Raw genomic sequence first — 15,132 nt, 5'->3', positions numbered from 1 at the left:
TGCTCCATTTTCAGGGCTGTTTCCCGCCTAGAATTTCTTAGGTCCGCGGCCGCGTTTTTGAAAGGACATGGATGTTCTCCGGGAGGCTTTCGGCGATCCCTTCATGGAGCGTCCCCATCCGTGCCGCGACTAAAGCGCGTCACTAACTCCCGATTTATTTCATGTATTCCTGCTTTTTATTATAATGATGTGCCTCTTCCAACATCATATCTTTCACCTTCATCAGACGAATCTGGGTGCTTCTCTCATTTTCATCCAATTTCATTGTAATATACTTGATGTTCTTTTCTGCCTCTGGTATGATGACGTGTTCCAGCGCGTTTACGCGCCTTCTTGTCTTCTCGATCTCTGCCGCCATGAGCTGGCACGCTTTTTCGCACTCTGCAAGCCGTATCATATCGGGCAGTATATCTGCCAGCGACTTAACGGCCCCATCCAGATCACTGGATGTAAAGGCAAAACCATAGGAATAGATATCATTCTCATCTGCTGTCCTTGTCTTGTAATCAAAGGTCGGTATATCTACACTCATGACATTCTTTTCCTTCGGAACCAGATTGATTTCCTGTTTTGGCGCCATGAGTGCTGTATTCAGCGCTGCCTCGGACATCCCTGCTTTGGCTATAACAAAGTTTTTGTTGGCAGAAAGGATTCCGGCTTCCACTCTCAAACGAACCTCCATGTTCTCCCGCACCAGATCCAGATACTGGCGCATCAGCTCATCCCGTTTGTCTTTCAAAAGCTTGTGGCCGCGGATGGCAGTCAGTCTTTTTTTCTTCAATCGGGTCAGTTCCATACGGGTTGGGTTAACCTGTGTTGATGCCAAATGTAATCACCTCTCTTTTTCTATGCCGCCTGCTGCGTTTTCCTTATTCTTTCCCGTAGTACAGGTCTAAGAACTTGTCGTCTATACGTTTCAGTTCTGCTCTTGGCAGCATGGAGAGTAATTTCCATCCGATATTCAACGTCTCTTCAATGCTTCGGTCTGTCTGGTATCCCTGGGATACATATTCATGTTCAAATGCATCTGCAAACTTTGCATAGATCAAATCAACGTCAGTCAGGGCGGCTTCACCGAGAATCACCATCAGCTCTTTGGCGTCCTTGCCTCGTGCATAAGCCGCAAACAGCTGGTTCATCGTATTGGAATGGTCGGCGCGCGTCTTGCCTTCGCCGATTCCCTTATCCTTCAGACGCGACAGGGACGGCAGTACGTCGATAGGAGGCGTAACACCTTTTCTATACAGATCACGGCTCAAGATGATCTGGCCCTCCGTAATATACCCCGTCAGGTCAGGAATCGGGTGTGTCTTATCATCTTCCGGCATGGTCAGGATCGGGATCATTGTGATACTTCCCTTTTTGCCATTCTGCCGACCGGCTCTCTCATACAGCGATGCCAGGTCCGTATACATATATCCCGGATATCCGCGGCGCCCCGGAACCTCTTTACGGGCGGCGGAAACCTCACGCAGGGCATCCGCGTAGTTTGTGATATCGGTCAGGATAACAAGCACGTGCATATCCTTTTCGAAAGCAAGGTATTCCGCCGCTGTCAGTGCCATACGCGGGGTCGCAATACGCTCGATCGCGGGGTCATTTGCCAGATTGACAAACAAAACGGTCCTGTCAATCGCTCCTGTTGCTTTAAAGCTTTCTATAAAAAAGTTGGACTCTTCAAACGTGATACCCATTGCGGCAAATACAACGGCAAAATTCTCGTTCGTCCCCAGTACCTTTGCCTGTCTTGCAATCTGCGCGGCAAGCTGGGCATGGGGCAGGCCGGAAGCAGAGAATATAGGCAGCTTCTGCCCCCTTACCAGGGTGTTCAGACCGTCAATGGCAGAAACACCCGTCTGGATAAACTCCTCCGGATAGTTTCTGGCAGCCGGGTTCATAGGCAGGCCGTTAATATCCATGCGTGCATCCGGAAGAATCTCCGGCCCCTCATCGATCGGACGGCCCAGGCCGTCGAATACACGCCCCAGCATATCCTCAGAAACTCCAAGTTCCATGCTCCGTCCCAGAAAACGGACTTTACTGTTTGACAGGTTAATACCTGTTGCACTTTCAAATAACTGTACCAGAGCGTCGTTTCCGTTAATCTCCAGCACCTTGCAGCGCCTTGTTTCGCCGTCTGCAAGCTCGATCTCTCCCAGTTCATCGTAGGTGACATTTTCCACGCCGCGCACTAACATCAGAGGACCGGCTACCTCCTGTATGGTTCTATACTCTTTTGGCATTAGAAGTCCTCCTTCCCGATTGTGTTGGCAATTTCCATATGCAGCTCTTTCTTCACTTCCTCGTATGCACTGTCCAGCTGATCCTCTTGTGTATACTTGAAACGGCCGATCTGCTCGCGGACCGGCATACGAATCAGCTTCTGCAGCGAAGCGCCTTCTGCAAGCGCCGCTACGGCCTGTTCATAGAAAGCCATAACCAGTTTCATCATCATATGCTGCTTTTTGAGTGAGGTGTAAGTATCCACCTCATGGAAGGAGTTCTGATGCAGGAAATCTTCCCGGATAGAACGTGCGGCTTCCATCTTGAGGCGGTCACTCGGGGACAGGGCGTCCATACCAACCATCTTCACAATCTCTTCCAGCTCTGCCTCTTCCTGAAGAAGTGACATCATCTTCTGGCGGTTTTCCATCCAGTCAGGTGCAACTTTGGCGTTGAACCATTTTTCCATATCATCCAGATACAGCGAATAACTGTTCAGCCAGTTGATCGCAGGGAAATGTCTCTTATACGCAAGCGCAGAGTCCAGTCCCCAGAATACTTTCACGATACGAAGAGTTGCCTGTGACACCGGCTCGGAAATATCGCCGCCGGGAGGGGATACCGCTCCGATCGCGGACAGCGCTCCTTCCCTGCCGTCTTTTCCAAGGCAGATCACATGGCCGGCCCGTTCATAGAACTGTGCAAGACGGCTGCCCAGATATGCGGGGTAGCCCTCCTCGCCAGGCATCTCTTCCAAGCGCCCGGACATTTCCCGAAGAGCCTCCGCCCAGCGGGATGTTGAGTCTGCCATTAAGGCTACTGAGAATCCCATATCCCTGAAGTATTCTGCGATTGTGATTCCTGTGTATATAGAGGCTTCACGGGCTGCCACAGGCATATCGGATGTATTTGCTATCAGCACCGTCCGCTCCATCAGTGACTGCCCCGTCTTGGGATCCTTCAGTTCCGGAAACTCGTTCAGAACGTCCGTCATCTCATTGCCGCGCTCGCCGCATCCGATATAAACAACGATATCTGCTTCCGCCCATTTTGCAAGCTGATGCTGTATAACTGTCTTACCGCTTCCAAATGGGCCCGGAACCGCTGCCACACCGCCTTTTGCGATGGGAAAGAAAGTATCTACAACACGCTGCCCTGTAACAAGCGGCATCTCAGGCGGCAGTTTTTTCTGATAAGGCCGCCCTCTTCGAACCGGCCACCTCTGCATCAGGGTCAGATTCTTATCACCGTCCGCAGTCTCAACAACCGCAACTGTCTCTTCCACCGTAAACTCACCGGCTTTGATTTCTTTTATTTTTCCTTTTATGCCATAAGGCACCATGATTTTCTGCTGAACAACGATCGTTTCCTGTACCGTACCGATGATATCCCCGGGCTCTACGTCATCCCCTGCAGCCACTGTAGGGACAAATTCCCATTTCAAATCTCTTTTCAAAGATGATACTTCCACTCCGCGTTTCAGATTGTTTCCGGAAATCTTCATGATATCATCAAGCGGCCTCTGGATTCCGTCATAGATACTGCTGATCAGGCCGGGTCCTAATTCCACAGACATGGGAACTCCCATAGACTGTACCGGTTCTCCGGGCCCCAGTCCTGAAGTTTCCTCATAAACCTGTATAGAAGCCTCATCTCCATGTATCTCTATGATCTCTCCAATCAGTCTTTGATTACTGACACGAACGACGTCAAACATATTCGCGTCACGCATACCCTCTGCAATAACCAGAGGTCCTGCCACTTTTTTAATTACTCCTGTACTCATTCGAACCTCCTACCCCTGCGAAAACAGGATGTCTGATCCGACTGCCTGTTCCACGGTTTTCTTTACACCTTCCACACCTGCGCCAGTATTACCGGATACCCCCGGTATCTGAATAATCGCAGGCAGTGTCCGTTCTTTATACTCTTCGATTACATCCTTTAATTCTGCTGCCACAGCCTCAGTAATATAGATAATTCCATATTTACCGCTTGCAAACTGTCTTATCTTAGCTTCCGCTTCTTCTTTGCTCCGGACGGGGCAGATGCTAAGGCCCAGTGTTGCGAAGCCGTATATGCTGTCGTAGTCGCCAATCACTGCTATCTTATACATACATCTCCCTGATCCTTTCCCTGATCGCCTCATCCGGAAAATCATTCTGCTTCCCGGTCAGGATAATCCGAACAGTTTTTATTTCATTTTCCCTTGCCAGCACATAGGCTACCAGCGGGCCTACAGAAAAAGAATTGTATTTCTGCGGCCGGATTGTTTCCATCATGCGGTTATCGCACCACCGTTCGAATGCCGAAGGGGATTCCTCCAGCGCCGCCGCACCCTCCGCGTAGGAAGTACCCAGAAGATAGTCTCTGACCGCATCAAGCCCGGACACCGCGGCTTTCGATAACTGCTCTACATTTACGCTGCTGCAGGGCGCCATCGCGCGCTTCATAAACTCCAAAGATTTGCCCGTCTTCTGCGAACGGACGGCGATCTTAATATCCGCAATTGCCACGGTAGACTCGGCATAGTTTTTGATAATCTCATCTTCCGCCTTCTGCCCCGCCTCATAAATGGCTTCCAGGGCCGCCCTGTCGACGATGATATCGCACAGTTGCCCATCTCTCGTATGAAGAAGCGTATCATAGGCCTCTGCCGCCGTCTCCCCCATAGTCCCCGGAAGTCTGTGGAATTCCTTATTTCTCACAATCTGAAGCATCTCCGGCCCCGGGATGGAACAGTCGTCATAAAAAATATTCTTATTCTCCACTTCCGTGCACACTTCTTTAATTGCAGCCTTCAGATTATGGTACAGCTTGGAATAAGAAAGGACATCAAACACTGACAGATCGGGAGCAACATCGCGAATCACTTCCCAGGTCTTCTCTTCTTCCCGTTTCAGCATGGCAGAAGCGTCCATAGAACCTGTTGCGTCTCCCCAGCCTTTTTCACTCAGAAGCTGCAGGCACTGCTCTTCATCCGAACAAGCCAGCAGCCGCTCAATTTCAGTACCTGAAAACAGGGAGGACTCCAAAGCCCGTATACGCGCAACCGCGTAAGTATACTCTAAATCATTCAAAATAAACCCTCCTGCTTATACAACTTAGGTTTGGTACTTTCAAACCTTAGTTGTAAAGTACATCCTGTTGACTTGGGCTCGGTTCTTTCGAGCCTTAGTAACACGGATGTTTCCTTTCAACCTATCCGAATAATAATCCATGCACTTTATCGGATAATTCATCCCTCTTTGCTTCGAATAAAGCCCGAATGGTACAGTTTTCTTCGATCCCTCCATATACCAGGATGAAACCGCCACTCATCTCTTTTGCATCCCTGGACAGGCTTAAGGCGCCGCCCTTACCGGCAGCAGTTTTCTGAATCACCTCTTCAAATCCAGCGGGCATTCTCGCCAGATCTTCTGCCGAAAAGCAGATGACGCCGTCTTCCGGCAGGACATATTCTTCCAGCATCTTCCGGATCATTTCAAAATATGCTTCTGTATCCAGATTCAATAACCTGTCATATGCCTTGTCGAGCACATCTGCTATCACTTCCTGCTTCGCGCGCAGAATCGCCTGCCTCCGCTGCATCTCGCAGGAGGAAGCGATACGCTGTGCGTAATGCTCCGCATCCGCCTGAGCCTTGTCGGAGATTTTCCCGGCCTGCAATGCCGCCTCTGCGCGGGCATCCTTTAATATTTTCTCTGCCTTTGCCTCAGCCTCGGCGATTTTCTCTTCCGCTGTATGGGCCGCCTCATCCAGGATCTGACTTTTCATTTTGTCTAATCCGCTCATTTATAAGCTCTCCTTCTTCATACTACTTGCGTCTTTGTGATACATTCCCAATTATACCTGAATTGCAGTTACTGCCAAGAAAGAGATCAGAAGTGCCAGAATTGCATATGTCTCAACCATTGCAGGGAAAAGCATTGCTTTACCGAACTGATCCGGTTTTTTTGCAATGATGCCGATAGATGCCGCCGCAGTTTTTCCCTGGGATCTTCCGGAAATTAAACCTACGATACCGATTGGAAGGCAGGCTGCCAGAATCAGAAGCCCGGTCGTAACAGAGATCTCTGCCGCGCCGCCGCCCAGAAGGCCGATCTTTGAAAGTGTTACGAAACCGATAATCAATCCATACAGTCCCTGTGTACCGGGCAGCAGCTGAAGAATCAATACCTTTGCAAACTTACTCGGATCCTCCGATACAACTCCGGATGCAGCCTGTCCTGCTATCCCGACTCCCAGTGCTGAACCTGCTCCTGAAAGAAATACCGCAACTGCCGCGCCAAGAAGCGCATAAACAATACCTAACTGACTCATAAATTTGTTTCCTCCTTAATATCTGCATATTTTGTATTTTCTTTAAAAGGGTGAAATGCACGTCCGCCGCCCTCATAGAACTTACCGAAAAACTCTACATACTGCAGTCGGTTTGTGTGCACATATGCGCCCAAAAGATTAATCGCTATATTAAATGTATGCCCCACGATAAAGGCAGCAATAAACACGATTACTCCAAGCACGCTCTTGCCGCCCATACTTCCCATCTGGTTTACAACGGACGCGATCACACCGGTAGCCAGGCCAAGTGCAAGAAGCCTTGAATAAGAAAGCACATCGCTGAGCCACCCGCTGACATTGTAGAGGTCGTATGCCCCCAGCGCCAGACGGATCCCGAAGTTCTTATTCGCACGTCCTGACATCAGTACAATGCCGACTGCACCTATGATTGCCAGCCATTTACCGAGCGCATTCACCGCCGGCGGGAATACGATGGTTGTCTGGGCAATGGATGCAAAAATGTTACTTGGAATCAACATGATCAAAAGCCCCATTAAAAGCATATACCAGAGGACTACGTCACAGAAGAAGTCCATGTATCTTTTATCCCTCAGGCATAGATAGCCCTTGATGCCCAGCCCGGTAAAAAGATGGATCACTCCAAACAGCATAGAGTAGATCAAGAGCTTCATTGGTTCATCCAGAGGAACGAACCACACCGCCGGTATCCCGACCTCGTGCCCGAAAAATGTCCTTGATATGACATTCACCACGTCCCCGAAATAGCCGCCAAACATGATGCCCCAGAACAGGGTGGATATCCCACACCAGAAAAACAGCTGAATGGATGTCTTCATGCTTCTGCCCATTCTTGGAAACTTTATAATTAATATCCCGCATACAATAGAAACGATCGCCCCGTATGCCGCATCTGAAAGCATCAGACCAAACAGAAACACATAGAAAAATGACATAATTGAGGTGGGGTCTACTTCTCCCCTGCCCGGCAGGCCGAACGCCTCCAGTATCCCCTCTGCGCTGGATGAAAACCTGCTGTTCTGCAGGAGTACAGGCGCTTCTTCCTCTTCCTTTAGTTCCTCCAGATCCACGACACAGTCATATTTGCCGTCTAATGCCTTCTTAACCCGGACTGCTTCCTTTTTCGGCACATACCCGCTGATCAGGAAGGTCCGCTCCGACTGCGGCAGCTGACCGAGCACCTCATACTTATCTGCACGGATACGGTAATAATCTGCCAGAAGTTTCAGTCCTTCACGGTGAATCGCCAGGCTGGTGATTTCCTTCTCAATCTCAGCGACCCTGGACTCAATTTCGGAAATCTCCTTCTCCATATCTGCCTTTGCGTCTGCGGGAACCTGATCCGTGACCTGGGACGGTCTTGCGAATCCCATGCTTCTAAGCGCTTCTTCTGCTGCCGCCGCATCTCTGCGCAGGCAGAATACGGCCAGATATATGGTGTCCTGCTCCGTGGAGATGATATGGATATCCGTCTCCAGTTCCGGCGCACGTTCCGCCAGCGCTGCATATACCTGTTCCAGCGTTAACTGTCCGGGCAGTGTTCCCGGCAGCATCACAATATGTTCTGTCCCCCCGAAGGCCACGGGTACATTAAGTGGCAGCCAGGGCATCAGGCTTTCGATACTATTTTCAATTTTAAGGATATTGGCTCTGTGTTCCGCCCGTTCCTTATCCAACGCCTGAATTCTTCTGGCCGTTCTCTGCAGATCATCCCTGTTCTCAATCACCGACCGGTACTTTTCTTTATCTACCAGGTCTTTTCCCTCCAATGACGACAGAAGGGACTGCTTCACGGGAGCATACTGATGCAGTAGGTGCAGCGCCTGGTCCGCCGATGCCGCAGCCTTTTCGAAACCGCTTCTGGCATTCGCCGTGTTCATTTTGCGGAAGTCTTCGTCCTCCTCCAAAATGTGGTTAATCTCCATCACTCCCATGTGCTGCAATTTTTCCAGGATTGCCTTCCGGTCTTTCTTCAATGCGCAGATACTCATTCGCTGCATCTGCAATACCGCCATAATGTATTACCTCCTTCATCCTGCTTTTTTATGAAACCAGTTGTGATATTACGAGGCTAACTGCCTGTTCTTCCTTCTCAGAAGCCAGCTCCTTAAGTGCACTGATTTCTTTTTCCACAGCAGACGCTGCTTCTTTCAGAGATTGTGCACCTTGTTCTTTCGCAGCTTCCATCATGGATTCTGCCTGTCTGCGAATCTCTTCTGCCTGATCGGCCTTCAGCATATCAGCCTCTTTCGATGCATCATCCAGTATTTTTCTGCACTTTGCATCGGCTTCTTTCACAATAGCCCCGGCTTTTGCTTCCGTTTCCCTGATCACTTGAATGGTTTCTTCTACCATAAATTGGTCACCGCCTTTCTGCGTACGGTCTGCGCAGTAAATGCGCAGGCCTGCCTGAACTGTTATAGAATATCACACAATTTTTTTATGGTAAACAATAATATATTGACTTTTATTTGTAAAAATTGTGTTATTTGTTTCGATATACCTCTGTTTTACCCTTAAACATAAATAGAACCCCAAAATCAACTAATCTTATTATATACAAAACCTGGTTTTCTCAACCGCTTTTTTTGTTATTCACTGAAAATAAAAACAATTTTGGAAAAAGTGTTTTTGATCCAAATTCCGCCTTTTCCCCATATCTTCTGGAATAGGATGTTTCCGGGTTAACAAATGGAGCTCTCCAAAAGAAAAAGAACCAGAAATACAGATTTATTTACCCTTTTTCTGGTTCTTTCTATTCACAATTTTTCTAAATAACAAGTATGTCTTAACATGCCTGCGGCGGGACGCGCGTCTTGCTCCGTCATTCATAACACCTCTGCTCCGTTTTGTCATTCCCGCCAGTGCAGATGGTGCAGATGCCCCTCGAGATTCATACCGGAGAATCCATTCTGACGCAAAGCCTCATATAAGATAACCGCCACGGAATTACCCAGGTTCAGGGAACGGATATCACCGTCCATAGGGATTCTCACACAGTCCTCCTGGTGTTCCACCAGGATCTCTTCCGGAATACCGGCGCTTTCCTTTCCAAACATAATATAGCAGTCCGGTTCATAGTGAACCTCTGTGTATACTTTCGGCGCCTTTGTAGTAGCCATGTATAACCTGACACCCGGATTTTTCTCCTGAAAATCTTTAAAATCAATATAGGTGGTTACATCCAGGTCAGCCCAGTAGTCCATCCCCGCACGCTTTAACGCTTTCTCGTTCAGCTTAAACCCCAGAGGCTCAATCAGATGCAGGCGCGTATTCGTGGCTACGCAGGTTCTCCCGATGTTCCCGGTGTTTGCCGGGATCTCCGGCTCCAGCAGTACAATATTCAGCATTGCATTTACCTCTCGTTTCTGAGGCGCTGAATAAATCTGCCCAAACGCCCCAGCGCTACCTTCAGGTCATCCAGGGAATATGCGTAGGAGATACGCAGAAAGCCCTCTCCGCATGTTCCAAATGCGGTTCCGGGAACAACAGCCACCTTCTCCTCTTCTAACAGGCGGGTTGCAAACTCCTCAGATGTCATATTAAACTCCAGGATGCTTGGGAATACATAAAATGCACCGAACGGTTCAAAGCATTCCAGGCCCATGCGCGCGAATTCGTGCATCAGAAAACGCCTTCTCTGATTATAGGATTTGCGCATTTCTTCCACCTCATCGTCGCAGTTTCTCAGGCCCTCAATCGCCGCATATTGGCTGTTTGTAGGCGCGCACATGATGGCGAACTGGTGCAGTTTCACCATCTGTTCGATAATTGTCTCCGGACCGCAGCAATAGCCAAGGCGCCACCCAGTCATAGCGAATCCCTTGGAAAAGCCGTTGATCACTATGGTCCTCTCCCGCATTCCCGGAAGGCTGGCGATGGATACGTGCTCAGTCTTGTAGGTCAGTTCTGAATAAATCTCATCTGAGATAACATATAGATCATGTTCTTTTACAAACTCTGCCACCGGCTCCAGATCCTCTTTTGTCATAATGGATCCTGTCGGATTATTAGGGAAAGGCATAATCAGCACCTTCGTCCTAGAAGAAATATACTTCTCCAGGTCCTCAACCGTCAGCTTAAATTCATTTTCATACTGCAGCGGTATGACAACCGGTTTGCCGTCTGCCATGACGGTACATGGCAGATAGGATACATAGCTGGGCTGTGGAATCAGAACTTCATCTCCGGGATCCAGCATACAGCGCAGGCCCACATCAATGGCCTCGCTGCCGCCCACGGTAACCAGTGTCTCATGTCTGGAATCATATCTGACATGAATCTTTCGTTCCAGATAATTGCAGATCTCATCCCTTAATTCCTGCAGTCCGGCATTGGATGTATAGAAGGTGCGGCCCCTTTCCAGGGAAAAGATGCCCTCCTCACGTATCCGCCAGGGAGTGTCAAAGTCCGGTTCCCCCACACCCAGTGAAATCGCATCTTTCATCTCATTTGCCACGTCAAAGAACTTGCGGATGCCGGACGGTTCGATTTCGATTATTTTTTTAGATAATGGATTTCTCATTACGGCGTCACCAGCATCCTTTCTGATTCTTTCTTCGGTACCAGAACCGTTCCATGGTCTTTGTATTTTTTTAATATGAAATATGTTGCAGTACTAATCACAGCATCGATGGGGGAAAGCTTCTCAGAAACAAAGCGGGATACTTCTTTCAGTGTTTTTCCCTCCAGTGTCACGAGCAGGTCATATCCTCCGGATATCAGGTATACCGCATGTACTTCCGGATAATTGTAGATCCTCTCTGCAATCCGGTCAAATCCCTGGTTGCGCTGCGGTGTCACACGCACCTCAATCAGGGCTGTCACAGACTCCACACCAGCCTTATCCCAATCGATCAGCGTATGGTATCCGCAGATAATCTTTTCTTTTTCCATATCGGCAATCTCATTTGCCACTGTCGTCTCATCCACTCCCACCAGAACTCCAAGTTCCGCCAGATTGACCCTGCTGTTCGTCTCCAGATATCTTAAAATTTCATTTCTCAGGTTATCCATTTCTACTCCTCCTTCATTCTGCCATTGTGAATCTTAGATCCTCTTTGTTTCTCGCGTAACAATTCAGGCAGGCCTGAACTGTTCCCTCCGTGCGGCCGCACAGCGGATGCCGTACGGAAATCTATATTTACACAGGCCGGCAGTTTGTACCGCCGGTCCGCTCCCACCAGCACATCAGTTCATCTGGAGCCGGCCTGTCTAAGTATCGTTGTTCTTCACCGCTTGTGATTACCCGGGCCTTCTTGTCCGTGGTAACCCCAAGCTTGCCGGCTCGTGCCCCCACCCTTTCCAAAGCTTTCACAAGCGCATCTCCGTCCCGGGCAGTCATAAGGATGCAGCCCGCAGATGTCATCTGATAGGGATTCAGGTTATAATACTCGCAGAGCTCCACTGTCTCCTGTCTGACAGACATACCGGACAATTCCACATCCAGTCCGATTCCTGCGGCCTCTGCCAATTCCCACAGCCCTGCAAATATTCCGCCGCTTCCAACCTGGTACATCGCCTTTACTCCGCAAGCGGCCGCTGCACGGGCGGCATCAAGCGCCAGCACATTCCCCCTGAGCTGCTTCATCTGCTGAATGAAGGCGGGGACAAACCTCCTGCCCAGCTCTTCTTCCCGCTCATCCAGAATCCGCAGCATGCCCTCCAGTCCTGCATAGCCGCACAGTACGATATCCTGTCCAGGAAGGGCATAAGCAGGACGCAGCAGCGCATCCTCCGCCGCCTCTCCCTGTGCCGTTACAAATATAACCGTACGGGCGACGGCCGAAGTCACCTCGGCCCGCACACAGGCCAGCTGCACGCCTGCCTCCAGGCAAACGGATTCCAGACAGCCGGTCATCGCTTTCAGATCCTCCTCCTGCGCATACGGCGTCAGCAGAATCTGCACGGACAATGCCGTCGGTTCAACCCCATGAACCGCCAGATCATTCAGCGCCCTTACCGCCGCATAGATCCCTGTCCTCACGGAATCTCCAGAAGCCTCTGCCTGTGCGTACACAGCCAGCTTTCCTTCCGAAATACGAACCACGCTGCACGCCTCTTCCGCCGATGGCTGGAAGAGAACTTCTTTTCTGTCAGTATGCAGTTGTTTTTTTACAGACCGTTTCCATATAGTCTGTGATACATTGCCTGCTTTCATAGATTCACTGTCCCTGCTCCCCGTTGTTCTCCTGGTTGCTCTCCTGAACGGCCCCCTGGCTGTCCTCCTGGTTTTCCGCCTGACTGTCCCCCTGGACAGCACTCAGTATCCTTGCCTCATCCTGAGTCTGGATTGCCTGATTGATCTTTTCTGTCAGTTCGGGATTCGCGGATGCGGTTCCCACTGCAACTGTCTCTTTCACCGGTACGTACTGGCTGTTATTTATAATCTGACGGCTCTGTTCCTCGCCATCCTGGTATACAACCTTCCAAAGGCGTGCGGATATCTCCGGCTGTGCCTGCCGGGTGGTATAGAACGTTCCTGCCGGCTCTTCGGTCGCAACAAAACGTTTCCCCTCCGGCATCGTTTCATTTGTCGTCTCGCTGACAAATTCAAGAGTTCTTCCCGGATCCCGGGTTTCCTTGCCATATATGTTAAACGTGATACAGCCGTCCGCAAGAATTCCTTCTATATAAATCGGTGTCTGCTGATTATTTTTAAACTTCAAATCCTTCACATCATCTGCAATCGCAGCATCCTGTGAACGGTCCACATAGGAGATAAGCATGGTATGAGGAGAGCGCTCCGTCACTTCCAGCTCTGCAAAGAGCACTGCATTATACAGAGTCGTAGAGATCTGGCAGATACCGCCTCCCATGGATTCCACAACCTTATCATCCTCATAGGAGGCCGCCGTGGTAAATCCGTTCTCCTCGGTATAAGGCTCCATCGCCGCATTGGCAGAATATTCTTCGCCCGGTTTCAAAAAGGCTCCGTCGATGTGCTTTGCACCGCTCTCTATGTTCTGCGCACGCCCGGAACCATCGCTTCCATAAAAAGTCGTGAAGCTTCCCAGCAGGTCTGTAACGTCCTTCAGATCCTCTTTTGTCACCTCCGGATCAATATATTCCACATATGCAGGAACACTGGCGTCTTTCCCATTCCAATCACCGCCGAGCAATTTGTTGATGCTCTTCACCGTCTTCTTGATATCCAGTACTTCACCAGCCTTCTGCTCCACAATCACCACACCGGAATCATCCTGTGTCACTTTTGCATTTTCCGGAAGGTGCAGAACCTGGGACATCGCATGGTTCAATGCCTCTTTTGCGGACTTCTCGGTCACCTGATACTCCACCGGGAACTTTTTCTTATTCTCATTCTTCTCGGCCTTCTTCATAATCTTATAGCATTGGACTGCGCTGCCCTTCCTGCCATAGTCAAGCGCCTCCTTAAGCGTCTTATCCAGATCTTTTACGGAAATTCCAAGGGCCGACAGCTCCACCTCCGAATGCCTGCCGTCCTCCAGCGTCAGATCCAATCCAGCCTTCATGGATGCCGTTACCTCCGATTCCACCTTTTCCTTTGCCTTCTCCACCGTCAAACCGGACACATCCGTATTCCCGACAGAAACGCCCTGAATAATCCTATGGCTGTCAAACTTCCGGATATAGCTCCGGAGAAAAATCTGCACACAGACAATGACCAGAAGCGCGCACACCAAAACGAAAGCCGTTCCGATAACAGCTCTTCTCTGTTGTCTGCGTCTTCTTCGTTTTCTTCTTCTGTCTGCCATGTCATTTCCCCTGACTTCTTAATTCACTTCCCGATTATACAAGATATGGTATTACCATCGTAGCGACCATCGCCAGGATAATGACCATAATGACAATTGATATAATCCTTCTAACCTTTTTATTATAGAAATTCAACCTCATTCACCTCTTTATACCGGAATCAAATTTTAGTTAGTTAGATCTTATTTTATACTCTTTACAATATTTTTGCAAGAAGCATTCCCCGCACTTTGGACTCCTGGCCGTACAGATGGAACGTCCGAATGTAATAATCTGTATATTATACAGAATCCAGTGGTCTTTTGGAAGCGCTTTCATCAAATCCTGTTCGATCTTTTCCGGATCCTCATTTTCTGTAAGCCCCAGACGTCTTGAGATTCGTTTGACATGCGTATCCACCACCACGCTCGGCTCATGGTAAATATTCCCACGGATGACATTCGCCGTCTTGCGCCCTACCCCTGCCAGAGAGGTCAAATCTTCCAGACTGCGCGGGACCTCCCCGCCAAACCGCTCGACGAGAGCCTTCGTGCAGGCGATAATATTTTTTGCTTTGGTATGGTAAAAGCCGGTGGGTTTAATATCCTTCTCCAATTCCTTCAGATCTGCATTGGCAAACTTCTCCACCGTGTCATACTTCTGAAATAAGTCCTTTGTTACTATATTGACCCTCGCATCTGTGCACTGGGCGCTGAGTATGGTGGCAATCAATAACTGCCAGGGAGTCTCATGGTTCAGATAACACACGTATTCCCGGCCATACTGTTCATCCAAAATGGAGAGAATCTCTCTTGTTCTTTTTTTCATAAACGCTCCTCCGGAGCGTGTTTCAAAATTGCTTGCTGCAAG

15 protein-coding genes are annotated in these 15,132 nt (G+C 49.4%); all 15 read right to left on the bottom strand.

What is annotated here, in order from left to right:
- Positions 1-154: 154 nt before the first annotated feature.
- The 15 genes from BN1938_RS04810 to nth all read right to left on the bottom strand — a co-directional run bounded on the left by BN1938_RS04810 (position 155) and on the right by nth (position 15,090).
- Positions 155-826 carry a V-type ATP synthase subunit D gene (locus BN1938_RS04810; RefSeq protein ID WP_050639505.1) on the bottom strand — a complete coding sequence of 224 codons (672 nt, stop codon included), beginning with the start codon at positions 824-826 and terminating at the stop codon, positions 155-157.
- A 43-nt stretch (positions 827-869) separates the two neighbouring features.
- Positions 870-2,243, bottom strand: a complete 1,374-nt coding sequence (locus BN1938_RS04805; protein WP_050639504.1) for a V-type ATP synthase subunit B — start codon at positions 2,241-2,243, stop codon at positions 870-872.
- Positions 2,243-4,009 (bottom strand): V-type ATP synthase subunit A, encoded by a 1,767-nt coding sequence (locus tag BN1938_RS04800; protein ID WP_050639503.1) that lies wholly within the window; start codon positions 4,007-4,009, stop codon positions 2,243-2,245. The genes BN1938_RS04805 and BN1938_RS04800 overlap by 1 nt, the downstream gene beginning before the upstream one ends.
- Positions 4,010-4,018: 9 nt before the next feature.
- Positions 4,019-4,339, bottom strand: coding sequence for a V-type ATP synthase subunit F (locus BN1938_RS04795; protein ID WP_025654417.1), 321 nt, complete (start codon positions 4,337-4,339; stop codon positions 4,019-4,021).
- Positions 4,332-5,303: a V0D/AC39 family V-type ATPase subunit gene (locus BN1938_RS04790; protein WP_050639502.1), complete on the bottom strand. Its 972-nt coding sequence runs from the start codon at positions 5,301-5,303 to the stop codon at positions 4,332-4,334. Before BN1938_RS04790 ends, BN1938_RS04795 begins: the two co-directional genes overlap by 8 nt.
- A gap of 121 nt (positions 5,304-5,424) precedes the next feature.
- Positions 5,425-6,018, bottom strand: coding sequence for a V-type ATP synthase subunit E (locus BN1938_RS04785; protein ID WP_050639501.1), 594 nt, complete (start codon positions 6,016-6,018; stop codon positions 5,425-5,427).
- Positions 6,019-6,069: 51 nt separating this feature from the next.
- A complete protein-coding gene (locus tag BN1938_RS04780) occupies positions 6,070-6,546 on the bottom strand; it encodes a V-type ATP synthase subunit K (RefSeq protein ID WP_025654414.1) in 477 nt (158 codons plus the stop codon).
- A complete protein-coding gene (locus BN1938_RS04775) occupies positions 6,543-8,561 on the bottom strand; it encodes a V-type ATP synthase subunit I (protein ID WP_050639500.1) in 2,019 nt (672 codons plus the stop codon). The genes BN1938_RS04780 and BN1938_RS04775 overlap by 4 nt, the downstream gene beginning before the upstream one ends.
- Before the next feature lie 28 nt (positions 8,562-8,589).
- A complete protein-coding gene (locus tag BN1938_RS04770; protein WP_050639499.1) occupies positions 8,590-8,901 on the bottom strand; it encodes an ATP synthase subunit B family protein in 312 nt (103 codons plus the stop codon).
- 497 nt (positions 8,902-9,398) lie between these two features.
- Positions 9,399-9,896, bottom strand: coding sequence for a tRNA (cytidine(34)-2'-O)-methyltransferase (locus BN1938_RS04765; protein ID WP_050639498.1), 498 nt, complete (start codon positions 9,894-9,896; stop codon positions 9,399-9,401).
- A 5-nt stretch (positions 9,897-9,901) separates the two neighbouring features.
- Positions 9,902-11,071: an aminotransferase class I/II-fold pyridoxal phosphate-dependent enzyme gene (locus tag BN1938_RS04760; protein ID WP_050639497.1), complete on the bottom strand. Its 1,170-nt coding sequence runs from the start codon at positions 11,069-11,071 to the stop codon at positions 9,902-9,904.
- A complete protein-coding gene (locus BN1938_RS04755) occupies positions 11,071-11,562 on the bottom strand; it encodes an Lrp/AsnC family transcriptional regulator (RefSeq protein ID WP_044926270.1) in 492 nt (163 codons plus the stop codon). Before BN1938_RS04755 ends, BN1938_RS04760 begins: the two co-directional genes overlap by 1 nt.
- 127 nt (positions 11,563-11,689) lie before the next feature.
- Entirely contained in the window at positions 11,690-12,706 is a 1,017-nt protein-coding gene (locus BN1938_RS04750; RefSeq protein WP_050639496.1) for an AIR synthase-related protein, read from the bottom strand.
- A 4-nt stretch (positions 12,707-12,710) separates the two neighbouring features.
- Positions 12,711-14,282, bottom strand: a complete 1,572-nt coding sequence (locus tag BN1938_RS04745; RefSeq protein ID WP_050639495.1) for a VanW family protein — start codon at positions 14,280-14,282, stop codon at positions 12,711-12,713.
- Between the two features lie 172 nt (positions 14,283-14,454).
- Positions 14,455-15,090, bottom strand: coding sequence for an endonuclease III (nth, locus tag BN1938_RS04740; protein ID WP_050639494.1), 636 nt, complete (start codon positions 15,088-15,090; stop codon positions 14,455-14,457).
- Positions 15,091-15,132 lie beyond the last annotated feature (42 nt).

The sequence above is a fragment of the Eubacterium sp. SB2 genome (genome assembly GCF_001244405.1).
In the GTDB taxonomy this organism is placed as follows: Bacteria; Bacillota; Clostridia; order Lachnospirales; family Lachnospiraceae; genus Faecalicatena; species Faecalicatena contortus_B.
The sequence above is the reverse complement of the archived record's forward strand: the minus strand, read 5'-3'. Positions and strand labels throughout refer to the sequence as shown.

Bases quoted from the DNA above. Each gene is read 5' to 3' on its own strand.
- BN1938_RS04805 (WP_050639504.1), bottom strand. From the start codon at position 2,243: ATGCCAAAAGAGTATAGAACCATACAGGAGGTAGCCGGTCCTCTGATG.
- BN1938_RS04800 (WP_050639503.1), bottom strand. From the start codon at position 4,009: ATGAGTACAGGAGTAATTAAAAAAGTGGCAGGACCTCTGGTTATTGCA.
- BN1938_RS04795 (WP_025654417.1), bottom strand. From the start codon at position 4,339: ATGTATAAGATAGCAGTGATTGGCGACTACGACAGCATATACGGCTTC.
- BN1938_RS04785 (WP_050639501.1), bottom strand. From the start codon at position 6,018: ATGAGCGGATTAGACAAAATGAAAAGTCAGATCCTGGATGAGGCGGCC.
- BN1938_RS04780 (WP_025654414.1), bottom strand. From the start codon at position 6,546: ATGAGTCAGTTAGGTATTGTTTATGCGCTTCTTGGCGCGGCAGTTGCG.
- BN1938_RS04775 (WP_050639500.1), bottom strand. From the start codon at position 8,561: ATGGCGGTATTGCAGATGCAGCGAATGAGTATCTGCGCATTGAAGAAA.
- BN1938_RS04770 (WP_050639499.1), bottom strand. From the start codon at position 8,901: ATGGTAGAAGAAACCATTCAAGTGATCAGGGAAACGGAAGCAAAAGCC.
- BN1938_RS04765 (WP_050639498.1), bottom strand. From the start codon at position 9,896: ATGCTGAATATTGTACTGCTGGAGCCGGAGATCCCGGCAAACACCGGG.
- BN1938_RS04760 (WP_050639497.1), bottom strand. From the start codon at position 11,071: ATGAGAAATCCATTATCTAAAAAAATAATCGAAATCGAACCGTCCGGC.
- BN1938_RS04755 (WP_044926270.1), bottom strand. From the start codon at position 11,562: ATGGATAACCTGAGAAATGAAATTTTAAGATATCTGGAGACGAACAGC.
- BN1938_RS04750 (WP_050639496.1), bottom strand. From the start codon at position 12,706: ATGAAAGCAGGCAATGTATCACAGACTATATGGAAACGGTCTGTAAAA.
- BN1938_RS04745 (WP_050639495.1), bottom strand. From the start codon at position 14,282: ATGGCAGACAGAAGAAGAAAACGAAGAAGACGCAGACAACAGAGAAGA.
- nth (WP_050639494.1), bottom strand. From the start codon at position 15,090: ATGAAAAAAAGAACAAGAGAGATTCTCTCCATTTTGGATGAACAGTAT.